Source organism: Hydrogenovibrio halophilus DSM 15072, from assembly GCF_000384235.1.
In the GTDB taxonomy this organism is placed as follows: Bacteria; Pseudomonadota; Gammaproteobacteria; order Thiomicrospirales; family Thiomicrospiraceae; genus Hydrogenovibrio; species Hydrogenovibrio halophilus.
The window spans coordinates 997984-1021380 of record NZ_KB913033.1 but is presented as its reverse complement, the minus strand read 5'-3'; the positions used below and the strand labels follow the sequence as shown (position 1 = coordinate 1021380).

17 protein-coding genes are annotated in these 23397 nt (G+C 52.3%); 5 read left to right on the top strand and 12 right to left on the bottom strand.

Going from position 1 to position 23397, the window contains the following annotated elements; genetic code table 11:
* From A377_RS0104880 to A377_RS0104870, 3 genes are read right to left on the bottom strand one after another with little or no spacing between them, the layout of a single operon-like run.
* A complete protein-coding gene (locus A377_RS0104880) occupies window positions 1-1548 on the bottom strand; it encodes a monovalent cation/H+ antiporter subunit D (protein WP_019895074.1) in 1548 nt (515 codons plus the stop codon).
* Window positions 1545-1967: a Na+/H+ antiporter subunit C gene (locus tag A377_RS0104875; RefSeq protein ID WP_019895073.1), complete on the bottom strand. Its 423-nt coding sequence runs from the start codon at window positions 1965-1967 to the stop codon at window positions 1545-1547. Before A377_RS0104875 ends, A377_RS0104880 begins: the two co-directional genes overlap by 4 nt.
* On the bottom strand, window positions 1955-4768 hold the full coding sequence (locus A377_RS0104870) for a monovalent cation/H+ antiporter subunit A (protein ID WP_019895072.1): 2814 nt from the start codon (window positions 4766-4768) through the stop codon (window positions 1955-1957). Before A377_RS0104870 ends, A377_RS0104875 begins: the two co-directional genes overlap by 13 nt.
* A gap of 198 nt (window positions 4769-4966) precedes the next feature.
* Here A377_RS0104870 and A377_RS0104865 point away from each other — a divergent pair, with 198 nt between their 5' ends.
* Together A377_RS0104865 and A377_RS0104860 are read left to right on the top strand one after the other, a co-directional pair.
* The gene (locus tag A377_RS0104865) at window positions 4967-6814 is read left to right on the top strand and encodes a Na/Pi cotransporter family protein (protein WP_245546775.1); all 1848 of its coding nucleotides are present in this window, start codon (window positions 4967-4969) and stop codon (window positions 6812-6814) included.
* A gap of 32 nt (window positions 6815-6846) precedes the next feature.
* Window positions 6847-7104 (top strand): hypothetical protein, encoded by a 258-nt coding sequence (locus A377_RS0104860; protein ID WP_019895069.1) that lies wholly within the window; start codon window positions 6847-6849, stop codon window positions 7102-7104.
* 28 nt (window positions 7105-7132) lie between these two features.
* On the opposite strand, the gene A377_RS0104855 is transcribed toward A377_RS0104860, so the two are convergent.
* The 9 genes from A377_RS0104855 to A377_RS0104815 all read right to left on the bottom strand — a co-directional run bounded on the left by A377_RS0104855 (window position 7133) and on the right by A377_RS0104815 (window position 15949).
* Window positions 7133-7552, bottom strand: a complete 420-nt coding sequence (locus A377_RS0104855; RefSeq protein WP_028485273.1) for a secondary thiamine-phosphate synthase enzyme YjbQ — start codon at window positions 7550-7552, stop codon at window positions 7133-7135.
* A gap of 86 nt (window positions 7553-7638) precedes the next feature.
* Window positions 7639-8808, bottom strand: a complete 1170-nt coding sequence (locus A377_RS0104850; RefSeq protein WP_019895066.1) for a Wadjet anti-phage system protein JetD domain-containing protein — start codon at window positions 8806-8808, stop codon at window positions 7639-7641.
* Window positions 8805-9140, bottom strand: a complete 336-nt coding sequence (locus A377_RS0104845; protein WP_019895065.1) for a nucleotidyltransferase domain-containing protein — start codon at window positions 9138-9140, stop codon at window positions 8805-8807. Before A377_RS0104845 ends, A377_RS0104850 begins: the two co-directional genes overlap by 4 nt.
* Window positions 9137-9574, bottom strand: a complete 438-nt coding sequence (locus A377_RS0104840; protein ID WP_019895064.1) for a nucleotidyltransferase substrate binding protein — start codon at window positions 9572-9574, stop codon at window positions 9137-9139. The genes A377_RS0104845 and A377_RS0104840 overlap by 4 nt, the downstream gene beginning before the upstream one ends.
* 23 nt (window positions 9575-9597) lie before the next feature.
* Window positions 9598-13029, bottom strand: a complete 3432-nt coding sequence (locus A377_RS0104835; RefSeq protein ID WP_019895063.1) for an ATP-binding protein — start codon at window positions 13027-13029, stop codon at window positions 9598-9600.
* Window positions 13026-13643 (bottom strand): DUF4194 domain-containing protein, encoded by a 618-nt coding sequence (locus tag A377_RS0104830; protein ID WP_019895062.1) that lies wholly within the window; start codon window positions 13641-13643, stop codon window positions 13026-13028. Before A377_RS0104830 ends, A377_RS0104835 begins: the two co-directional genes overlap by 4 nt.
* A 115-nt stretch (window positions 13644-13758) precedes the next feature.
* Window positions 13759-14124, bottom strand: coding sequence for a type II toxin-antitoxin system PemK/MazF family toxin (locus A377_RS0104825; protein ID WP_019895061.1), 366 nt, complete (start codon window positions 14122-14124; stop codon window positions 13759-13761).
* Entirely contained in the window at window positions 14124-14366 is a 243-nt protein-coding gene (locus A377_RS0104820; protein ID WP_019895060.1) for a ribbon-helix-helix protein, CopG family, read from the bottom strand. The genes A377_RS0104825 and A377_RS0104820 overlap by 1 nt, the downstream gene beginning before the upstream one ends.
* Window positions 14367-14470: 104 nt before the next feature.
* The gene (locus tag A377_RS0104815) at window positions 14471-15949 is read right to left on the bottom strand and encodes a DUF3375 domain-containing protein (protein WP_019895059.1); all 1479 of its coding nucleotides are present in this window, start codon (window positions 15947-15949) and stop codon (window positions 14471-14473) included.
* 260 nt (window positions 15950-16209) lie between these two features.
* On the opposite strand from A377_RS0104815, the gene A377_RS0104810 reads away from it, so the two are divergent.
* The 3 genes from A377_RS0104810 to A377_RS0104800 all read left to right on the top strand — a co-directional run bounded on the left by A377_RS0104810 (window position 16210) and on the right by A377_RS0104800 (window position 23262).
* The gene (locus A377_RS0104810) at window positions 16210-19476 is read left to right on the top strand and encodes an Eco57I restriction-modification methylase domain-containing protein (protein ID WP_019895058.1); all 3267 of its coding nucleotides are present in this window, start codon (window positions 16210-16212) and stop codon (window positions 19474-19476) included.
* Window positions 19473-21122 carry an RNA-binding domain-containing protein gene (locus tag A377_RS0104805; protein WP_019895056.1) on the top strand — a complete coding sequence of 550 codons (1650 nt, stop codon included), beginning with the start codon at window positions 19473-19475 and terminating at the stop codon, window positions 21120-21122. The genes A377_RS0104810 and A377_RS0104805 overlap by 4 nt, the downstream gene beginning before the upstream one ends.
* 70 nt (window positions 21123-21192) lie before the next feature.
* A complete protein-coding gene (locus A377_RS0104800; protein WP_019895055.1) occupies window positions 21193-23262 on the top strand; it encodes a M3 family metallopeptidase in 2070 nt (689 codons plus the stop codon).
* The last annotated feature ends 135 nt before the right edge of the window (window positions 23263-23397 follow it).

The window sequence follows — 23397 nt, the reverse complement described above, 5'->3', positions numbered from 1 at the left end:
TCAGTGCCCTCCCTTCAGCCATTGTGCGTCCTGGGTTGGCGCATTCAGTACTTGATCCAGATAAGGCCCAACGTCATAGACACTGTCGGCAATGGCCTGCGTCATCCCCAGAATGGGCCCGGCGAACACCACCATCCCCAGACTGATCACAAACAACCCGGTCACCGATACCAGCGCCTTGGCATTCAAAGGCTGTCCCAGTGTCGGCACCGTTTCCTGTGTGTTGTAAAACAACAGCGAGCCGCTGCGGGCCATGGCCACAATCATCAGCAGACTGGAGACCAATACCATCCCCAGTACCCAGGCCGCCCAGTCATGAGCCAGTGCGGCATCCAGAATAAAGACCTTGCCCATGAAACCGGACAGAGGCGGCATCCCGGTCATGGCCACCGCGCCAAACAGAAAGAATCCGCCCAGCCACACCGCGTTGGGCATGGGCGGTGCCGATTCAAACCGATCGGCAAAAGGCCCACGTCCTTTGGCCAGGATGTCGGCCAACAGGAACAATGCCGCGGCGATCAGGGTGGAATGGATCAGATAATACAAGGTCGCGCCCAGGGCCTGTGGGGTATTGAGGCCCACGCCGACCAACAGGGTGGCGACCGATGCCAGTACCAGATACGCCACCTGATTTTTCAATCCCCTGGCGGCCAGTACGCCGAACGCAGCCATGCCCAGCCCGATCAGACCGGCGGTCAGAACAAAAGGCTGATGGAAAAAAGCCAGTTCTCCGGCTTCCGGACCGAAGACGGTGCCATGCACCTGGATGATGGCATAGACGCCGACCTTGGTCATGATCGCAAACAGGGCGGCCACCGGAGCGGAGGTGTTGGCATAGGCCCCCGGCAGCCACAGGTACAGCGGGAAAAAGGCGGCTTTGATTGCAAACACGACCAGCAGCAGCAAACCGGCGGCGGCGACTGGCGCCAGATCGGAAGCCGGCAATTCGGCCACCGCCTGTGCCATGTCGGCGATATTCAAGGTGCCCAGAATGCCATAAAGCGCCCCGACCGCAAACAGGAACAGGGTGGAACCGATCAGATTGATCACCACGTAATGCAATCCGCCACGGGTGCGCAGACGTCCGCCGCCGTGCAGCAGCAATCCGTAAGAGGCCAGCAACAGCACCTCAAAGAACACAAACAGGTTGAACACATCGCCGGTCAGAAAAGCCCCGTTCAGGCCGAACAGCTGAATTTGAAACAGCACATGAAAATGCGCGCCCTGGCGATCGATACTGGATGCCATTGCATACCAGAGCGCAGCCAGGGCCAGCACCGAGGTCAGACTGACCATCATTGCGGACAAGGGGTCCAGCACCAGAACAATGCCGTAAGGCGCGTCCCAATTGCCCAAGGCGTAGACACGATGGCCTTGTTCAAAGGCGACTTCGAGCAGATCCACGCTGACAAATAGCAGTCCCAGTATCAACAGCAAGCCCAGAACTCGCTGCAGACGCAGTCCCAAGGGTCGGGCCAGCAAAATCACGGTGCCGCCGAGCAATGGCAGCAGCAGTGCAAGAAACGGCAGACTTGGCCAATCGGTCATGGTCGGGCCTCCTGTTTATGCGCCTGCCGGGCTTTGCGCGTGGCTTTGCGGGATTTGGGCGGCAAGGTGTCTTTCAGAGACGCTTCGTCCTCGGACAGATGCAATCCATCCACGTGATCGTTGCCCATTTCCGAACGGGCCTTGAGCGCAAGCACAATCAGAAAGGCGGTCATCCCGAACGCAATCACAATCGCGGTCAGCACCAATGCCTGAGGCAGGGGGTCGGCATAGCCGCCCTGGGTCGGATCGATCACCGCGGGCAGGCCGACGGTGAGGCGGCCCATCGCAAACAGAAACACATTGACCGCATAGGCCAGCAAAGTCAGTCCCAGTACCACCGGAAAGGTCCGGCCACGCAGGGTCAAAAACACGCCACTGGCGGTCATGGCACCAATAACAAACGCAATCAGGATTTCCATGTGGACTCCGCATGTGAGGAATGACTGAGTCGACCCAGCTGAACCAGACTGAGGACCGTGGATCCGACCACCACCAGGAACACGCCCAGATCGAAGGCAATGGCACTGGCCAGTTCAAAGTCACCGACAACCGGCCAGTGAATGTGGCGGAAGGCCGAGGTCAGGAAAGGATAGCCCAGTGCCATCATCACCAGTCCGGTGGCAATTGCGATCAACAGACCCAGCCCGATCACCCAATGCATGTCGACCTGCAAACGGTGCCGGGTCCAGTCAATACCGTTGGCCAGATACTGCACAATCAACGCCACCGAGGCGATCAGACCGGCAATAAAGCCACCGCCGGGCAGATTGTGGCCGCGCAGGAACACAAACACCGCTACCATCAGCATCAGCGGCAGCAGCAGACGGGTCAGGGTCTGCAGAATCAATGGGTGCTTGTCTGGGTTCCACAGACGGCCATGAAGATCGTTTTTGGGCGCGGGCAGGGTCATGCCCTGAAGCAGGCTGTAAATGCCCAATCCGGCCAGGGCCAGCACCACGATTTCGCCCAGGGTATCAAAACCACGGAAATCGACCAGAATCACATTGACCACATTGGTGCCACCACCGCCGGAAACACTGTTTTCCAGGAAATAAGCGGAAATGGAATCAAAATCACGGGTCAAAACCGAAAGGGTCAGCAGGGTGGCACCGATGCCGGAGGCCGCGGCCAGTAGACCGTCGCGCCACAACCGGAGCCGATTGATTTCTTTGGGTGAAGCCTGGGGCAGAAAATACAGTGCCAGCAGCAGCAACACAATGGTGACCACCTCTACCGAGAGCTGAGTCAAAGCCAGATCCGGAGCCGAAAATTTGACAAAGCCGATGGCAATCACCAAACCGACCGCGCCCAGCACAATCAAGCTGACCAGGCGTTTTCGGTGCCAGATGGCGGTGGTGATTGCCGCCAGTGCGCCCAGCAATCCCACAATCACCGTCAGCGTGTCCACCGATTGCACCGGCGTGTCGCCAATCAGCGGCCCGGAATAATGCCAGAATCCGATGATTCCGGCCAGCAGACTGGTGCCGATCACCCAGGCGCTGGCGTGTTGCAGTGAGCCTTTGTCGAAGCTTTCGGTCACGCCTTTGGCCAGTTTGAGCAGGGCATTGAGGCTGGATTGGAAATAGCTTTTGGCATCAATGTGTTCATGGAGTTGGTAAAACCTGAACAGGGCATCGCGCTTGAGAAACAGGGCCACACCGCCAATCAGGGCGGCAATGCTCATCATTAATGGCGCATTGAAACCGTGCCAGATCGCCAGACTGAAATCGGGCACGTCGGTTTGCAGTGTGGCCGCCACCGCGGTTTCGAGAATGGGCGATACGGTCAGAGCCGGCAGAACCCCGACGGCCAGACAGACCACCACCAGAATGTCCACCGGGATTTTCATAAAGCGGGGCGGTTCATGCGGCGTATGCAACAACTCGCTTTTGGGTTGGCCCAAAAAGGTGTCCTTGATAAACCGCACCGAATAGGCCACAGACAAAAGCCCGGCAATGGTGACCAGCACGGGCAGCAACAGGGCCCAATGCGAATAGGAAGACGCAATCACGGCCTGGTCAAACAGCATTTCTTTGCTTAAAAAGCCGTTGAGCAAGGGCACACCGGCCATGGCGGCGGCGGCCACCATCGCCAGAGTGGCGGTATGGGGCATGTAATGAATCAGGCCGCCCAGACGGCGCATGTCGCGGGTACCGGTTTCGTGGTCGACAATGCCCGCGACCATAAACAATGAGGCCTTGAACGTGGCGTGGTTGATGATGTGAAAAATCGCAGCCACGGCGGCCAGTGGCGTGCCGAACCCGAACAGCAGGGTGATCAACCCCAAATGACTGATGGTGGAATAGGCGAGCAAGCCTTTGAGATCGTGTTTGAACAGGGCGGTGTAAGCGCCGATCAACAGGGTGATCAGCCCGGCACCGCCAACCAGAAGCGTCCATTCAAACGTGCCGGAAAGCGCTGGAAAAAAGCGGGCCAACAGAAAGATCCCGGCCTTGACCATGGTGGCCGAATGCAGATAGGCCGACACCGGGGTGGGCGCGGCCATGGCGTGTGGCAACCAGAAATGAAACGGAAATTGCGCCGACTTGGTGAAGACGCCCAGCAGAATCAATACCAGGGCGGGCAGATACCAGTCATGCGCGCGGATCAGATCGCCCGCAGCCAGAATGTGAGTCAGTTGATAACTGCCGACCATCTCGCCCAGCAGAATCACGCCCCCCAGCAGTGCCAGGCCGCCAGCCCCGGTAATCGCCAGTGCCATGCGCGCGCCCTGACGCGCTTCTTTTCGGTGCTGCCAGTAGCTGATCAGCAAAAAGGAGGTGATGGAGGTCAGTTCCCAGAAAATGACCAGTTGAATCACATTTTCCGAGAGCACGATCCCCAGCATCGAGCCCATGAACATGAGCAGGTAGGCGAAAAACCGCCCCATGCAGTCTTTCTGGGAAAGGTAATAGCGGGCATAGATGATGATCAACAGGCCAATGATCAGAATCAGCAGCGCAAACAGCAGCGACAACCCATCCAGGCGGAAGGCAAAATACAGTCCCAGATCCGGCACCCAGGACCAGGATTGGATCAATGTCTGGTCGTGAAACGGCAGGGGAGCCGATGGCATTAACAATGCCAGCGCCAGCAAGGTGATCAAACCGCTGGCATAGGCCGCCCCAAGTCGGTTAAAGCGTGATGCCCAGGCCGCCAGAGCTGCACCGAAAAAAGGCAGCAAAACCACCAGCGGAAGATTGAAAGCCAATAGATTCATTAAAGTCGCTATCAATTAAATATATAGGCTGAAAAGGTTACCACAACCGCTTTTACTGTCAATACAAACGGCCGATGCCAAACGGGTAATCCATCGCGTTGATCACCCCTAAGCGCGCTTTATGACAAGAATGTGACAGAAACCATTCACAGTGACATAATGCCGTATTATTGAAACAAAAAAGATCGGGAGGCGGTTTTGCAACAGAAATGGTTTTCATGGCTGAAATGCTATGGTCCGACTGAGATGAGCGCTCAGCGGGTGCTTTGGACCTTGTTCAGTGTTTCCTTGATGCTGGCCGCCTGGTGGTTACTGGTATCGCCTGTGTGGGCGGCCGAGCCGACAGACATTACCCAGAACGCCCAAACCGAATTGGATTGGCTGCCGATGTCAATGGAGCTGCTGGGCGGGCTGGCGCTGTTTCTGTTCGGGTTGGATTTGCTGATCAAGGGCCTGCTGACGGTCGCCGGCGAAAAAATGAAAACTCTGTTGGAAAAACTGACGGTCAACCGGATCACCGGGGCCATTTCCGGGGCCATTGTCACGGCGGTAATTCAGTCGTCGTCCGTGACCACGGTGCTGGTGGTGGGGTTTGTGTCCGCCGGGCTGATTACCGTGGCACAGGCCGCCAGCATCATCATGGGGGCCAATCTCGGTACCACCATTACCGCCCAGATTGTGGCCTTTAAAATCACCAATCTGGCGCTGGCCATGATCGCGGTCGGTTTTGTGATCAAGTTTGCCGCCAAAATCAGCAAAACCCGCAGTCTGGGGGAATTGATTCTGGGGCTGGGTCTGATCTTTTTCGGCATGAATGTTATGAGCGAAGGCATGGCCCCGTTGCGTGATTACGCACCGTTTCTGGAATTGATGCACGAACTGCAGAACCCGTTTTACGGGATTCTGGTGGGCATGTTTTTTACCGCGCTGGTGCAGTCGTCCTCGGCCACCATTGGCATTGTGATTGTGATGGCCAGCAACGGGTTTTTGACCTTGCCTGCCGGGATTGCGTTGGTGATGGGGGCGGACATCGGTACCTGTTTTACTGCGATGCTGGCATCGATTGGCAAATCGCGGGACGCGGTGCGGACCGCTCTGGTGCATGTGGGGTTCAATGTGCTGGGCGTGTTGATCTGGTTGCCGTTTATCGGCGTTCTGGCTTATCTGGCCACCAGCATTTCCCCCACGGCGACCGGGTTGGATGAGATGGCGGCTCTGGCGGCCAACACCCCGCGTGAAATCGCCAACGCCAACACCATTTTCAAATTCACCGCGCTGTTGCTGTTTTTGCCGTTGATTCCGGTGTTTATCTGGGTGGTGTACAAACTGGTACCCATTGGGGAAAGCGACAAGGCCCAGCGCCATTTTGTCCCCCAGTTTCTGGACGACGCCCTGCTGAAATCCCCCAGTATGGCGATGGACGCGGCCCTGTCCGAATTGAACATTTTTCGGCAGAAATTTGAAAAATTCTTCAAGCACACGATCGATGCCAAGGAATTCACCAGCATCAACCGCATTGCTTTTGAAGACAATTACACCGACAAGCTGCTGACCTATCAGCGCAAGATTCTGTATTATCTGGGTCGCATTTCTCAGGCGGATCTGGATGAAAACCAGCAACGACGATACATGCGTCTGATCAGCGTCACCAATATTCTGGAATCCATGATTGAAACCGTGGACAATGGCATTATTCAAGCGAAACATCAGGCGTTTGAAAACAAAATCCAACCCAGCGAAACCATGCTCAATCTGCTGGGCGATCTGGCGCGGGAAGTGGGGCATGGCATTGACCACGCGCTGAAATCGCAAGTGGAAGCCAGTGACGAAGCCGCGCACGAAGTGCTGGCGGTGAAGGCCAAAATCGATCACCTGATTCAGAATGCATTGGAACACCAGACCAAACGTTTCAAGGCCGATGATCAACGGGTGATGATATTCCGACTGGAAATGCAGATTGTGGATGCATTCAAACGTTTGCATACCCTGGCCAAACGCGTGGCCCGTTATCAGCTCAACACCACCGCCACCCAGGAAGGACAATGAGGCAAATGTTGAAAGCACTGGGAAGGTCAAAAATGAAACAAAGGCTTTTTTTACCAGGCCTGGTGGTTTTGGCAATGGGTCTCAGCGCCTGCGCCACCACGGCTGAGTTCCAACCCAAACCCGGTCAGAGTCCCGGCCAGTTCCGGGCCGATCAGCTTTATTGCAAACAGGAAGCCATGGGTCAGTGGGAAAATCGGCAGGGCGTGTCCAGCGTTCAGGTACGCAGCCAGAAAGCGGTGCCGCTCAGTTACACCGACTGCATGATCGAAATGGGTTACCAGCGCCGCTGATATCGCGCAAGGACTCAAAGAAAAACGCTTATTCGCCCTGAACCGTCACCACCACATGACGGCTGAACACGCCGGTACGGTGTTCGTACAAAAAAATGGCCTGCCAGGTACCCAGATTCAACTTGCCGTTGGTCACGGGCAGGGTCTGGCTGGTCTGGGTCAGCAGCGTTCGCAGGTGTGACGACATATCGTCCGGGCCTTCGTCGCTGTGTCGGTAGGCCGGATCACCGTCTTTGACATGGGTCTGCATCCAGTGTTCGATGTCTTCCCGAACCGCAGGGTCCGTGTTTTCCGTGATCATCAGCGAGGCCGAGGTATGCAGAATAAAGGCCTGACACAACCCCGTTCTGATTCCGCTTTGTTTGACCACCTCATTGATATTGGTGGTAATGTTAAAAGTTCCGCGCGAAGACTGATGAAAATTCAAGGTTTTCTGATAGGTTTTCATGGCGTGCATTCCGTTTGATTTGTTCCAAACCCTACCACAAATCGTCGCCATCGCCCAGCCTGTTGATCTGTTCCGGCACCAATCGCTTAACAGGGCGGCAGGGCGGATTGCAACCAGTCATAACCAATGCGCTCCTGTTCCAGTCGAATGGCGGGTCCAAACCGGTTGTGTTGCAGCGCTTGGTACAGAGCCTGTTCATCCGCGGTTAAAGCGTTCAGTGTTGCCCGGGTCGGTTTGGGCTCTGTGCCCCACAGGGGACGGTGCGCCAACAGGGTGGCCTCATCCATCAGCTCACTGGTGGTTTGCGGCCACACCTGTCGCAGCTGATTTAAAATCGCAAACCCGTGGGTGTCGATGTCGCCCCAATAGCGGATGGGTAAATCCTTCAGCCAACCTAACTGCTGCCAATGGGCAAAACCGAAGCCCTGACCAAATAAAATCAGACTGTTGGGCAGCGCTGGAAAGGCCAGAAAATTGACTTTGTTTTCCGTGATCCACACCTGCTGGATGTCAAACGCCTGGGGTGCAAATGTCTGCCATTCGTTGATGGGAGCGCTGAAGGTCTTAAAGCCGTTCAGCGATTGATTAGGGTCGAGCAAGCGCGCCTGAAGCTGCTCAGTTTGATCCAGAAAACCAAAACGCGCACAGAATTGTTTGATCCCGGTAAATTCGCTGTGAATGTGATCGGTTGGCAAAATGGCGTTGAAACATTCGGCCAGTATGGCTTTATGCGCCTCCAGAAATTTGCTGTCGATCCCGGTCAGCGGCACCTGACGCAAATAGATTGTTGGCTCAGGGTTGTCCCAGCGCCATTGCATAAACGCCAGCAATTTTGACCAGGCCTGGTCATAATGCAATACCTTGGCGGGGGCGCGTTGACAAAAGGGTTTTAAAGCCGCAAACGCCTCGATCAGTTGATGAGATAATCTCTGGAAACGTTTTAACTCCTGCTTTTTTTGGATAAACACGGCCAGCTGCTCGATATGCTCAAACACCAGCGCCCGGGGAAAATCGTTTTTACCCAGACTGGTGCGTTTGCTTTGCCATTCGATTCTGAAAGGGGGGTTCTCCCACTGTGCATAGTCTTGGACCCAGCGTTTGACCGCCTCAAAATCCTGGCGTAGTTGCTTATCGGTGGGCGGTTTTAGGCCGACACGCAATGGAAAGACATCAGATTCGGTCGATAAGCTGTCTGGCAAATAATGCGATAGCCAGCGTTTGGTGAGTTTGGCTTTGATCTCGACAACCGGAATCATGCGTCAGCGGGCGCTTGATAAAAGACCTGACCTACTCGCTGAATGTGATCAATCAGGTTGGGGTTATCGATATGGGCAAACAGCGACAGGTCGATGGTATAAATCAAATCCAAATCATCCAGTGCTTCATCCACGGAAAACAACAGGGATAAGCTGGGTTCAACGCCGGGTTTGAGCTTGAGCGTTAAGTCAATGTCCGACCCGGTTTTGAAATTGCCTTTGGCGCGGGAACCATACAGCAGGGCGGTTTCGATCTCGGGAAACCTGGCCAGTACCGCTTGCATGGCTTCAATCACACTTAGACGTAAGCCGTATTGTCGTGCTTCTGTCATGCATTTTCCTTGTGATCCAAATAGGCCTCAAAGTCATGCTTTAATCGGCAAAATACAGGGTAGTATGAATGCTCAATCGCATCAACAAGCTTTGAGGAAGTGTCTTTATCATACGTATTCACACTCAAAGCACGACTTTCAATCATTTCAAACCAAACCGCTTCATCATGGATGAAACCGCGCCTGAAAGCCAGGCGAAACGCATCTCGACTGCCCTGAATATTCAACTCACCCTGATGCTGATAAAAATCCTTTATCACATTCCATGCCAGTTCGTAGTTATATTCAAAAGCCTGAATCATCCCTTGTTGTTCCAGTTCAGATAGATCACGCTGTGTTTTTATCGCAACCGCATTATCAAGCTGTTTCAATGCGCGTTTAAAGTTATCAAAACGCTGAATCCAACGGATGTCCTGCTCTGTTTCCGGTGTCATGATGGCTGCCTGTTTATCTGTCTCTATTTGTCTGTATTTAAGTGAGTCGGCTCAGGTTGAAGCGAAGCACTGGATGAAGCGTTGAGGAACCTGGCTTTTTGTTCCAGATGTTGTTCGATGGTGAGGTTGCGCAGTTGCGATTCACGGCCATCCCGGTTGGTGACAAACCCCACATTGGCGACAAAGGGTTCGATCACATGAATTTTTTGCTTGGGGGTGACGATCAACAATTGCAGATTCAGTTTTTGGAATAAGTCCAGCCCAAACCGTGCCGAGTCATCGGAACCGCGTCCAAAGGCTTCATCAATCACCACAAAACGGAAACTGCGGGATTTGACTTCGCCCCATTCCAGGCCGAATTGATAGGCCAGACTGGCGGCCAGAACGGTATAGGCGAGTTTTTCTTTCTGCCCGCCGGATTTACCCGCCGAGTCGCTGTAGTGTTCATGCTCGGTGTCGTCTTCCCGATAACGCTCGGAGGCGGAAAACTGATAAAAGTTGCGCACATCGGTGACCTTGGCAGTCCAGCGTTTGTCCAGATCCACCAGGCCTTCACGCCCGGCAAAGCGGTCAATCAAGGCCTTGACCTGCAAAAACTTGGCCTCGCTGTATTGTTCGTCCTGGGAACCGGTCAGGGTGTTTTCGGTGCAGGCCTCCAGTTCCTGATAAAAGGCTTTGATTTCCGGGTCCGGATTGGGGGCCAATTCCAGACGAATGAAACGCCCCGGGTTATAGTCAATGTCGGCCAGTGACTGATTGATAATTTCAATGCGTTCTTTGATTTCCAGCTGCGCTTGTTTGAGCTGGACTTTAAAGTGCGAGATCTGGTTGATGGTGTTTTGATTGAGCTGTTCTTTAAAACGGGCCTCAAATCGCGGCAGATCGTCCGCCAACAGCTGGTTCAACAGCCCTTCAAATTCCACCAGGCCTGCAATATCCGCTGAGAAGTCTTTGGTTTCCGCCGGATACTGGTGGCAAAAATCCTGAATCATCTGCACCAGTCTGGTATGTTGGCGTTCCAATTTTTGGCGCAGCTTGTCAATTTGCGATTGAATTGTCTCGCGCATGGCTCTCTGGCGAGGTTCAATGCTTTCCACCCGCTGCGCCTGCAGCTGCCAATCGGTTTGGGCCTGATTGAGTGCCTCGCGTAAGGCGTCATGGAAACGTTCGCTTTCGCGTTGTTGGGTCAATACCGCCTGTGTTTGTTGCCGATCCTCCGCCAGGGTCTCCAGTTTGGATTTGAGTTCGCCCCGTTCGCCATAGCGTTCATTACGGCTCTCATCGGTATGGCGAATCTCGTCTTCCAGCGTTTCCAACTGGCGTTGCAAAAGGGTCAGCTGGTCGTGACTGGCTTCCAGTTCGGCTTTTTCGGCCATCAACTGATCCAGCTGACGCGCCCAATGGGACCAGTTGAGTTCGTCAAAGTCCTGATAGTGGCTCAGTTGGGTCAAAGCTTTTAACTGTTGGTTCAGCGTCTCAAGGCGCTGGCTGTATTGAGCGATTTCCGAGGATTGATCCTTCAGGGTTTGTTCCAACTCGTCGGCCTGGGTTTTCAGGGCGGCGATCTTGTCCTGATTGGACCAGCCCAGCACATAAAACCGGCGATCCTTGAGTGCCCGACGGTCGTCTTTTTCATGGCGCTGACCGCCGGATTTGACCTGTCCCTGCAAGGTGACTGCCTGTTTTTCGCGGCGAAAGTCCGCCAGCGACTCACAACAGGCGTAATCAAAGCGTTTTGCCAATTGCCCATGCAGATAATCGTAAAATTCGCTGTCCGGTTTGATGGACACTTTGCGCGCCAGTGATTGCGGATGCAAAGTCACCAGGCCTGGTGATTGTTGGGTCTGTCTGATGCGATAGTACACCAATCGACCTTTTAAACGGGTCTGTTCCACCCAGTCGGATACAGCCGTATAATGGCGATCGGGCACCAACAGCGACAGGGCAAAGTTGTGCAGAATCCGCTCAATCGCCCCTTCCCAGGCCTGGTCTTCTTCGCGTACCTGCAACAGTTCGCCCACAAACGGCATCTCATTTTCGTCCAGATCCAGCGCCTCACACAGGGCCTGGCGAATTTGAATCTGCGCCTGATCAATATTGTTTTTGCGTTGTTTGAGCGATTGAATCTCCTGATCCAGTGCATCATGCGACTGCTTGTGGCGACGAAATTCAAACTCCAGCTCTTTTTGCTGGGCTTCAAGCTCGGTTTGCTGTTGTTCCGTTTGCTCTGTTAAATCGCTGATGGTTTGACGAGCTTGGGCAAAAGCGACGTTATCTTCCGGCATCGTCAAATCCACTTCTGCCAGCAAGGTCTGATATGCCTCAGATTTGTTTTGACACTTCTTTTTATGTTCTCTGGCTTCGTCTATGGATTTTTGCAGCGCCGCCAAACGATCACCGCCGTGGTCGCTGATGGCCTGTTTAAGCTCATCGCGCCGCCCTTGCTGCGCCTGTTTTTGCCGTTCCAACTGCGCAACCTGTGCCTCCGTGCGGGTTAAATCGGTTTGTAGACTCTGCTCGCGTTTTTGCAAAAGCGCCAGTTTCTGCTCGGCAAAAAAACCTTCCAATCCTTCGCGCATGGCCTCCCATTGCGCCTGCTCGTTTTGCAGTTGGGTATGGCGTTGGCCATCTGCCACCATGGGCTCAAGCAAACTCACCTGATGCTTGGCTTTGAGCACCAGTTGATGCGCCTGATTCAAATCATCAAAATGGCGAATCAGCGCGTCCACTTTTTGCGTTGACTGGCTCTCTTCGAGCATGTGTTGGCGCACGAAATCGGTGAGATTGCCCACCTGCTTCATCGACACCGTCTGATGAAACAGCGCCAGCGCCTGCTCGTTTTTCAGGCCAAAACGTTTGCGAAATGCACCGGCGTAGGCTTTGTAGGTATCAAACAATTCAACCAGAGGACGCGCTCGGAAACGTTTTCTCAGCCCAGAGATGTCCTTGCCAAAGTCGGAAAAATCGTCAACGATGCTCAGCGCCTGATCGGCCACTACAAAAAATTTGTCAGGCTGATTTTGGCCTTCCTTTAACCAAAACACCTGCGCAAGACTGACCCAGTGATCATAGCCTTCGTTGTAAAACACCCCCAGAATCACCGAATAGTCATTGGCATCTCGCAAGGCTTCCTGTTTTGCGCCCAAATCGCTGCGCGTGGAACGAAAATAACCCATCACATAGGAGCGCAATGAGCGTTCTTTGCTGTCTGCCCCGGCGGCCTTGTTGTAAGCAATTTTGTGCGCGGGCACCAGCAACGTGGTCACCGCATCCACCAGCGTGGATTTGCCCGAACCAATATCCCCGGTGAGCAATGAATTCTGGCCATTGAGATTGAGGGTATAGACCTTGTGATCAAAGGTGCCCCAGTTATACACCGCCAACCGATGCAAACGAAAACCGGCCAGCGCATTGTCCTCGGCAAAATCCAACAAGGTATCCTGAAAGTCACTCATTCATTGACTCCCTGGGCATAGTCCTGATATTCTTTGAGGCGCGTTTGCAGTTGGTCCAGCCATTGGCTGTCGATAAAGCCGGCGATAATCCGACGCACTTCATAGGTTGGTGGTGCGCCCTCAAACGGTGGTTTCATTTTTTTCAAAAACCCCAGCTCTACCACCTTATTGATGTGAGTCTGCAACTGATCCATCAGCTTGGCCTCGTTACTGCCCGCTGGCAAAAAGGATTGCATATCCTGCTGAATCTCTTCAAAACTTACGACCAGGCGACTGTCATGGCCCAGGGCATCAAACTCCAACAGGCGCTTGCGCAACAGCGCCAGCAACACACTGACCGCAAAACTCAACGATCGGCGTGTGACCAGTCTGGGCAAAGCCGGTTCGCCGTCATCTGGATCGCTCGTACGATGCGCCAGCCAGGCATACCCTTCCTCTTCAAACAGCTTGAGTTCCAGACCCAGCACCGCCACATAATCGCGCACAGCGCTTTGCAGTTTCAACAAATCCTGCCACACAGCGGTCTGTTCATCACGGTACACCACGCCTTTGAACAGCGTAATCAACACCACTGATAACCGATTGTCCGATGTTTGTGCCTGTTCCTGTGTCATTTTTCGCTCTCATTCTCGTGCTTTGCCGGTCAACCCTCAATCGACGACCCTCGGCGTTTCGCTTGTCACATTGTAAGGCACCTCAAACGCTTTGCATCGACTGAAACATTTGACGTTATTGCCTATTGGAAAAGCCCAATACTTGCTGTAAATTCTGCTCAATTTGCTGCATTTCATTGGGTGGTAACAGCGTCAGGCAATCGGACGTGATTCGACGAACATCCAGGGCTCGAATTTGGTCACAGAGGACATCCGATGTTTTGTGCAAACGATCTCTAGGCTGTAATCGGAAGCGTAATGGCTCGGCATCTTCAATCAAAACGGTACTCAGAGGCAACACGATGACGCTCGGATGATTGAGTTCATTAAGCCAGTGATTCTGTAATATCAATACAGGCCGCACCTTTCCCGGCTCAGAACCTTTTGAGGGGTTTAAATTCGCCAGATAGACGCCACCACGCAGAAGTTGTGTTTCAATCATCACAATCCTTTGAGCCCATCTTGCAGCGTCTCATCCCAATCGTCCAGCTCATCCAATGTCTGAGAACGCACTTTTTGTGCCGCAGCCTGCATTTTTTTCTTTAACAAAGTCTCTTCCTGCTGCTGACGAAAACGCTCAACTGCCTGGCGAATCAGTTCACTTTTCGACAAGTGTAACTGTCCCGCCAAATCAACAAGATTCCGAGCAAAGTCATCCGATGCTTTAATCGTAATCGTCTTCATGACTACTCCCTTAAAAAGCTTTGGTAATACTTAAGTAATACCAGTATAGCAGTCGACCTGAAAACTGGCAACTCGTGCGCAGTCAAATGACATCAGCCATCTTTTTACCGCCTGGTGTAGATGACTCTGGGCAACCAGGCCTGGCGATTCTGGCCTTGCAGGTCTTGCCATTGAATCAGGTCCTGTTGGCTGTCATCCAGCACTCCGGCAAACAGGGCGTCGGCATCGTCCTGACTGGCCAGTGATAAATAACCAATCAATTCGGCCACGCCCAGAGTCAGTGGATGGTTTTGTAACAGATCGGGCAGATTGATTTGTGATTGGGTTTGCAGCGAGCGTTCAATGGTCTCTTTGAGCGCCAGTTCATCCACAAACACCTGATCAAACAGAGCATCGATATCGACTGCTTCGCCGGTGTCGGTTTCGATTTGGCCACTGAAATTCTGCACCAGCGGCACTTTGAACAGGGGTCGTTCCATAGGCACATCGATATTCAGTTTGGGGAGGTCCAGGGTCATAAAATCGGAAAAGGGCCCCCGCAACTGGGCATTGGTGGGCAGAAGCGGCTTGATTTCCAAGGCCTGGCGAAACAGGTCATCGATTTTGTGCATCAAGCGTTTGTTTTCCAGATAGGCCTGGTTATCCAGAAAACGCCGCAATTGTTGCGACAGGCGAGAGACCACCTGCTGGGTTTGCTCTCCAGCCTCAAGCCAGTCGTAATGAATTTTTTTCAGCGATGTGTCCGGTGCCAGGCTTTGAATGGCGTCAAGCTGAAAGACCTGTTCCAGCCCGTCGGTGAGTTCGTTTTGGCTTTGGCTGGACATCAGAAAATCCCAAAAGGCGCGAAAACTCCTTCCCTGATCGGAATCGGCAATGGCGTCCTGCTCACCAAACACATTGTCCAATAACTGGCCTTTGCTACCGTCCCATCGTGCGATTTCATCTCGCACTGATTGATCCAGTTGGCGAAAGTTCTGTTCGACTTGCCGAAAATCGCTTAACAGTTCCCTTGAGACTTGTGAAAATTGCAAAAAACGGTCTTTCAGGGCGGTATCGTCCATCACTGGCACCTCACCATTCTCCAGCGCGCGTATTTCGGCTTCAATCCGGGCTTTTCGCTGTTGCAATGTGGCCAGCCGTCGTTCGGCATTGGTGTCAGAACCGGTCACCATTTGCTTGAGCAGGTCAAACAGCATCAACAGGCGGGATTCGGTGCCAACAAAGGTGGCTTGATCGAGACTGCTGAGCCAGCTAATCGCTTTTTCGGTGCCGGGGGTTAAATCAAACACGGCCTCATCGGCATGGGTCGGATAAAACTTGCGCAACCAGGCTTTGTCATTGTGCGCCCAATCTTCCAGATATTGATGCGGATTTTTTGGAAAAGCGTCTTCGCCTTCGCTTAAACGCAATTGATACAGGTAATCGTCCAGCATCAGGACCAGTTCGGATTGCCGGATGCTGCGTCGGTTGGGCGCAATAAACACCTGATGCAAAAAGCTGACAATCAAGGGGGCATTGTCAGCCCGCATCAAGCGCCAGGCCGGATGGGACTGTCGCAGTTTGTGGCAATAGGAAAACTCCAAGCGGTTGACTCCACCTGTTGATGATGACGTAATCGTATCAGATTTAATGCATTGCAGGTAGCGCCTGCGCCGTCTCAGAACCGGGTTTTTGTGACCTGATCATAGAGGAAACATCTCTTTGTTTGGCTTGAATCACCGTCATCTAATGCTCACTGCCTGACTGCGCCAGTTGAGCGTTCAGTCTCCCCCTGCACCGTCAAGGCAAAACGGTTTTGCGGTACAATGAGGAAATTGTCTGATCGTAAAAGGCTGTTTTGTCCATGCTCTTCCACCCCAAAATTCTTGCGCGTCATCTCCATTCGTTGCGGCAAAACCCGATACCGGAAAATCATTTAAAAGGGATTCAGTCCTGGAAACAACGCATTGAAATCGGTGATCTGCAAACCCAAAATGAAGTGGCTTTGCATGCGCCTTTCATGCAACAGATCATGGTCGATATTTTGGGGTATGTGCCTTATGGCAGCGACGACACCTACACAATTGCCCGTGAGTATCCCATTGCCAAACAAGGCGGCAAGGGGGCGGTTGATTTGGCACTGGGGCATTTTGATGCCGACAAAACATCGGACCGGATTCTGGCCCCGTTTGAGCTGAAAGGGGCCAAAACCAAAGACCTGGATGCGATCATGTCTGGCCGACATAAAAGCCCGGTTCAGCAGGCCTGGGAATATGCCCGTGACATCAAGGGTTGTCAGTGGGTGTTGGTGTCCAATTACCTGGAAATCCGGCTTTATTCGGTCAGTGAAACCTCACTGGTGTTCGAACGGTTTGACCTGACCGAACTCGATCAACCTGAGCAATACTGGCGCTTTGTGACCTTGTTGAGTGCCGACAACCTCTTGCAGGGAGCTACTCAGGCCCTGCTTGAAGAGAGTCATCAGGCCGACCGGGACATTACCGACCAGCTCTATCTGGACTACAAGGTCCTTCGTCAAAATCTGATTGTGCATCTGATTCAGGAAAACCCGGACCGTCAGCCCATTGATCTGATTCAACCGGCGCAAAAACTGCTGGATCGCATGTTGTTCATCGCGTTTGCCGAAGACAAAGGCCTGATTCCCGACAACAGCATTCAGCAAGCCTACGAACACGCCGATCCCTACAACCCGCGCCCCATTTACGACAACTTCAAAGGGTTGTTCAAGGCCGTGGATCAGGGTAATGCCGCGCTCAAGATTCCGGCCTATAACGGCGGCCTATTTGCGCAAGACCCCTTTCTGGACGGCTTGCAAGTGTCGGACGCCATTTGCGAATCCTTCAAAAACCTGGCCGAATACGATTTTGACTCTGACGTCTCGGTGACGGTCCTCGGGCACATTTTCGAACAATCCATTGCGGATTTGGAAGAACTGATTGAACAGATCGAATCCGGCGATCTGCCTCAATTCAAACGGTTTGAAAAAACCAAAAGCGTCAAAGGCAAACGCAAACAGCACGGCGTGGTTTATACGCCGGATGCCATCACCACCTTTATTGTCGAACACACCCTCGGCGCGCACATTCAAGAACGGTTTCATGCCTGTCTGCAAGATTTTGGTCAGTTGAAAAAAGACGAGACCATTCAGTGGAAGCGAGGCAAGCAGACCGAACTCAAATTCTGGTACGCCTGGCAGGACGAACTCAAACAGATCAAGGTGGTCGATCCGGCCTGCGGTTCCGGCGCATTTCTGGTGGCCGCGTTTGACCATCTGCACCGCGAATACCAGCGCATCAACGACAAATTGGCCGAACTCACCGGTCAGCCCGGTGTATTCGACCTCAATAAAGAGATTCTCAATCACAATCTTTATGGGGTGGACATCAATGCCGAATCCATTGAAATCAGCAAACTGTCACTGTGGCTGAAAACCGCCGAACGTGGCAAGGCGCTCACCAGTCTGGATGCCAATCTCCAAACCGGCAACAGTCTGGGCGTGACCGAACCCGTGCCCGGATCGGATTTTTGTTGGCAACAGGCCTTTGCAGACATTGTTGAGCAAGGCGGCTTTGATGTGGTGCTGGGCAATCCGCCTTATGTGCGTCAGGAACGGTTGGGCGAGATCAAACCCTGGCTGGCCGAGCATTATCAGGTGTATCACGGGGTGGTGGACCTGTACGCCTACTTTTTCGAGCTGGGGATGAACTTGCTCAAACCCGGCGGCAAGCTCGGTTTTATCAGCTCGTCCACTTTTTTCAAAACCGGCTCCGGTGCGCATCTGCGTCGTTTTCTGGCCGAGCAGACCACGCTGAAAACCGCCGTGGATTTCGGCGATTTGCAGGTGTTTGAAGGCGTGACCACCTATCCGGCGATTCTGGTGTTTGAAAACAGCGCGCCACAACCCGACAGCCAGGCCGAGATGCTGGTGCTCAAAGACCGCCTGCCCGCCAATCTGGGCCAGACCTTTGAGCAGGAAAAGAGTGTGATGGTCCAAAGCCAGCTACAAGGCGACAGTTGGCAACTGGAAGACGCCCGTCTGTATCAGCTGCGCCATAAACTCACCCATGATCAGGACGGTCAGCCGTATCCTATCTTGAAAGACGTTTATGGTTCACCATATCGCGGGGTTTTGACCGGCCTCAATGACGCCTTTGTGATCGACCGCGCCACCCGCGACCGCATTGTGGCGCAAGACCCGCACAGCGCCGAACTGATCAAACCGTTTCTGGAAGGCAAGGACCTGAAAAAATGGCATGCGCAACCTCGAGACAGGTATCTGATTTTTACCCGGCGCGGCACCGATATTGATCGATATCCGGGAATCAAAGCCCATCTGGAACAGTACAAAGAACGATTAATGCCCAAGCCAAAAGACTGGCCAAAGGGCAAGAAGTGGCCCGGTCGAAAGTCTGGTCCTTACCAATGGTATGAAATTCAGGACACGGTTGGTTATTTTCAAGAGTTTGAAAATCCGAAGATTTTTTATCCTGACATAACAGACAGTTCTAAGCTCCATTTGGACCAAAAGGGGTCGTTTTCAGGAAATACCGGGTACTTTTTTCCCCATTGGAAATTATTATGTTTTGGGTTTATTGAACTCCAGTTTGGTTTGGTTTGGTTTTATTTGACGGGGATCGCTGATGCTGTGCGCGGCGGTTTTTATAGGATGTTTTCTCAAAATCTTAATCGCATTCCAATGCCTGACGTTAATGAGAGCCAAAAATCCCAAATTTCCGAGCTAGCCGAAACCTGTCAGACCCTGACCGAACAGCGCTTTGCTGTGGAATCGGGCTTTGCCCGTCGTCTGAGCGAAGACCTCTGTCCGGACGACAAAGCGCCCAAACTCAATAAAAACAGCCAGGCCTGGTGGAAATGGGACTTTAAAACCCTGCAAAAAGAACTCAAAAAGAGCTTCAAACTCAAAGCCAAAGACGTGCTCATCCCCGTGGCCGAACGCAACGACTGGCAAGCCTATTTTGAAACCGAAAAAGCCAAAATCGACACCCTAAACCAGCAAATCCAAACCACCGAGACCCAACTCAACCAGGCGGTCTACCAATTGTTTGAATTGACGGAAGAAGAGATTGAATTAATCGAGCAGAATTTATGAATAAACAAAATATACTGCAAACTTTGCTTGCGAATTCTACTGAAAATGAAGTCATTGAATTTAAGGAAGCGAAACAAAACTTTGATTCCAATAAACTCGGAAAATATTTTTCTGCTTTGAGTAATGAAGCGAATTTAAAGGGTTTGAAACATGCCTGGCTCTTGTTTGGCGTGAACGATAATAGAAAAGTCGTCGGTACTCAATTTCGCCCGGAAGCTAAAAGCTTGCAGTCTCTAAAAAAAGAGATCACTGATAAAACGACAAATCGGTTGAGTTTTATAGACATTCATGAGGTTTTGCATTCTGATGGCCGTGTCCTGTTGTTTGAAATTCCTGCCGCGCCTCAAGGGTTACCAGTGGCTTGGAACGGTCATTATTATGGGCGGGATGGAGAGTCTATTGGTGCGTTAAATATAGTGGAGATGGAGCGCATTAGAAATCAAAACCAAGTAAAAGATTGGAGTGCTGACGTATGTGTTGGGGCGAGTTTGGCAGATTTAGATTCTGATGCCATTCAACTTGCACGCAGTGTTTACTTGAAGAAACACTCAAAACTGGTGGGAGAGCTTGAAAGTTGGAGTGACGAAACTTTTCTTAATAAAGCTAAGTTAACAATTCATGGTCAAATTACTAGGGCGGCTATCTTATTGTTAGGCAAGCCTGAGTCTTCTCATTGGTTAAACCCTGCTTCTGCAACGATTACTTGGCTTTTAAAAGACAGGGATGGGTTGGAGCGCGATTATGAACACTTTTCCTGCCCTTTGCTCATCAATGCCGAACAGGTTTATAAAAAGATTAGGAATCTGAAATACCGCTACATGGATGAAGGGAGTTTGTTTCCTGAGGAGGTAGATCAATACGATCCTTATATTATTCGTGAAGCTTTAAACAATGCGATTGCTCATCAGGATTATGAAGCGGGGGGAAAGATCACCGTTGTTGAATTTGAAGATGGACGACTGTGTTTTAGCAATCCTGGAAGCTTTATTCCGGGAACCGTTGAGCATGTTATTCATTCGGATGCGCCTGAACCGCGTTATCGCAACCGGTTTCTTACAGATGCAATGGTCAATCTCAATATGATTGATACGATTGGTAGTGGCATTAAAAAAATGTTTGTGATTCAGAAAGATCGTTTTTTTCCTTTGCCTGAATACGATTTATCCCATGAACGAGTACAAGTCATGATTACCGGGCGCGTGGTGGATATTAAATATGCGCGAAAATTGGCGGAAATGCCTGATTTGAGTTTGGACGATATAATTTTGTTAGATAGGGTTCAAAAACAAAAACCTTTGACGGCTGAACAAGCCCGGTATTTGAAGCGACAAGGCTTCATTGAAGGAAGAAAGCCGAATTTTTATATCTCTGCTCGCGTGGCATCTTACAGTGAAAGTCAGGCTGATTATATTCGAAACCGGGGGTTAGACGACCAGCATTACAAGCAGCTTATTTGCGAGTACATAGAGAAGTTTGGAAAAGCGAAACGTTTAGACATTAACAAACTTATTTTAGACAAACTTCCCGATGTTTTAGATGAACGGCAGAAAGATAATAAGGTTAGGAACCTCCTGCAGGCCCTTAAAAAGGAGGGTTTGATCGAGCCAGAAGGTAAATCCTGGCAAATGTCTAAAAAGGATTTTTAAGATAACTTTAGATATTTTTAGATATTTTTAGATATTTCTGGAAAATTTTGAATTAAGAACAAGGACATTTATGACCGCACAAATACTGCACACTTCTGACGCCAACCCGCTACTGGACGTGAGCGGATTACCGAAATTCGAATCGTTTCACGTGGAACACATTGCGCCGGCGGTGGAAACCGTGATTTCGGAAAATCTGGCGGCGATTGACGCGTTGGTGGCGGATGACGCCGACCCGACTTGGGAGACGTTTGTGGTGCCGTTGGAACGGTTGCATAATCGGTTTGAACGGGTCTGGGGACCGATTGGGCATTTGGATGGGGTCAAAAATTCCGATCTCTGGCACGAGGCCTATACCGGTTGTCTGGACATGGTCAGTGATTACAGCACGCAAATCGGGCAGAACAAAGGTCTGTTTGATAAGTTCAGACAACTGGCGCACTCGGAGGAATATACCCATTATTCGCTGGCGCAGAAAAAGGTGATCGAAGACGCCTTGCGCGATTTCAAACTCTCAGGCATTGATTTGCCCGCCGAGCAACAGGGCGAATACAAGCGCATTTCTCAGCGGTTGTCGCAATTGAGCAGCGCATTTGGTAACAATGTGCTCAAAGGCACCCAGGCCTGGTCAAAACTGGTGACCGATGAAAGCGAACTGGCCGGGTTGCCGGACGCGTCCATGGGTTTGCTGGCGCAATTGGCCGAGCAAAAAGATCAGAAGGGCTGGCTGGTAACGCTGGACATTCCGTCCTATCTGGCGGTGATGACCTATGCCGACAACCGCGATTTGCGCGAAGAAGTCTACCAGGCCTTTGCCACCCGCGCGTCCGATCAGGCCGACAACACCGAATTCGACAACAGCCCCCTGATGCCGGAGATTTTGCAATTGCGTCACCAGAAAGCGCAACTGCTCGGCTTTGAGTCCTCTGCCGAATTGTCGCTGGCCACCAAAATGGCCGGTTCCACGCAAGCGGTGTTTCAATTTTTGAACGATCTGGCGGAACAGTCCAAACCCCAGGCGGAAAAAGAGCTGGCCGCGCTGAAAGCCTTTGCGCAAAAGGCACTGGGTCTTCAGGATTTTCTGCCTTGGGATGTGGCCTATGCCTCGGAAAAATACAAGCAAGCCACGCTCAATCTGTCCAAGGAAGCGCTGAAACCTTATTTTCCCGTGACCAAAGTGATCGAGGGCCTGTTTGCGGTCACCGAGCGGTTGTTTGGGGTGCGGGTGCGAGAAAAAAGTGGGGTGCCGGTCTGGCATGATGAGGTGCGTTATTTTGAATTGGTGGACGAAGCCGACGAATTGAAAGCCGGATTCTATCTGGATTTGTATGCGCGCGAACACAAACGCGGCGGCGCTTGGATGGATTCGGCGATCAGTCGCTGGCAGGATCCCAAAAACGGTTTGCAGGTGCCGGTGGCGTATCTGGTGTGCAACTTCACCCCGCCGGTGGGTGACACGCCGGCGTGTCTGACCCATGACGAGGTCACCACCCTGTTTCATGAATTCGGTCACGGCTTGCATCACATGCTCACTGAAATGGAGCATTTTGATGTCTCCGGGATCAATGGTGTGCCCTGGGACGCGGTGGAGTTGCCGTCGCAGTTTATGGAAAACTTCTGCTGGGAACGTGAAGGCATCGACCTGATGACCGCGCACGTGGACACGGGCGAAACCTTGCCGGACGAATGGCTGGCCCGTTTGCGTGAAAGCCGCGGTTTTCAGTCGGCGATGATGATGGTGCGCCAACTGGAATTTTCGCTGTTTGATTTTGGTTTGCATGCCGCCGAGCCAGTCGAAGACAGCCGGGCGATTCTGGCGCATCTGGACAAGGTGCGAGAGCAGGTCGCCGTGGTCAAACCACCGGCTTATCACCGCTTTCCACACAGCTTTGCGCATATTTTTGCCGGGGGCTACGCTGCGGGCTATTACAGCTACAAATGGGCCGAAGTGCTGTCGGCGGATGCCTTCAGTCTGTTTGAAGAAACCGGGATTCTGAACCCGGACACGGGCGCGCGCTTTAAAAACACCATTCTGGCCGCAGGCGGTTCGGTCAATCCAATGGCGTTGTTCAAACAATTCCGCGGACGCGAACCCAAAATCGATGCCTTGCTCCGTCATACCGGGATCAAAGCGGCCTGAGAAAACACCAGCCCGTGCAGCGGGCTCTGCACAGGCCTCACCACCAGGCCTGGTCAAAAAGGCATTTGACCGGGCTTTTGCAGACTTTTTTGGCCGAAGGCGTTTCCGCTCCGGGCGGATTTAATGACCCATAAC

Excerpts from the sequence above, each read along its gene's own strand:
- A377_RS0104880 (WP_019895074.1), bottom strand. The coding sequence starts at position 1,548 with ATGACCGATTGGCCAAGTCTGCCGTTTCTTGCACTGCTGCTGCCATTG.
- A377_RS0104875 (WP_019895073.1), bottom strand. The coding sequence starts at position 1,967 with ATGGAAATCCTGATTGCGTTTGTTATTGGTGCCATGACCGCCAGTGGC.
- A377_RS0104870 (WP_019895072.1), bottom strand. The coding sequence starts at position 4,768 with ATGAATCTATTGGCTTTCAATCTTCCGCTGGTGGTTTTGCTGCCTTTT.
- A377_RS0104860 (WP_019895069.1), top strand. The coding sequence starts at position 6,847 with ATGAAACAAAGGCTTTTTTTACCAGGCCTGGTGGTTTTGGCAATGGGT.
- A377_RS0104855 (WP_028485273.1), bottom strand. The coding sequence starts at position 7,552 with ATGAAAACCTATCAGAAAACCTTGAATTTTCATCAGTCTTCGCGCGGA.
- A377_RS0104850 (WP_019895066.1), bottom strand. The coding sequence starts at position 8,808 with ATGATTCCGGTTGTCGAGATCAAAGCCAAACTCACCAAACGCTGGCTA.
- A377_RS0104845 (WP_019895065.1), bottom strand. The coding sequence starts at position 9,140 with ATGACAGAAGCACGACAATACGGCTTACGTCTAAGTGTGATTGAAGCC.
- A377_RS0104840 (WP_019895064.1), bottom strand. The coding sequence starts at position 9,574 with ATGACACCGGAAACAGAGCAGGACATCCGTTGGATTCAGCGTTTTGAT.
- A377_RS0104835 (WP_019895063.1), bottom strand. The coding sequence starts at position 13,029 with ATGAGTGACTTTCAGGATACCTTGTTGGATTTTGCCGAGGACAATGCG.
- A377_RS0104830 (WP_019895062.1), bottom strand. The coding sequence starts at position 13,643 with ATGACACAGGAACAGGCACAAACATCGGACAATCGGTTATCAGTGGTG.
- A377_RS0104825 (WP_019895061.1), bottom strand. The coding sequence starts at position 14,124 with ATGATTGAAACACAACTTCTGCGTGGTGGCGTCTATCTGGCGAATTTA.
- A377_RS0104820 (WP_019895060.1), bottom strand. The coding sequence starts at position 14,366 with ATGAAGACGATTACGATTAAAGCATCGGATGACTTTGCTCGGAATCTT.
- A377_RS0104810 (WP_019895058.1), top strand. The coding sequence starts at position 16,210 with ATGCTCTTCCACCCCAAAATTCTTGCGCGTCATCTCCATTCGTTGCGG.
- A377_RS0104805 (WP_019895056.1), top strand. The coding sequence starts at position 19,473 with ATGAATAAACAAAATATACTGCAAACTTTGCTTGCGAATTCTACTGAA.
- A377_RS0104800 (WP_019895055.1), top strand. The coding sequence starts at position 21,193 with ATGACCGCACAAATACTGCACACTTCTGACGCCAACCCGCTACTGGAC.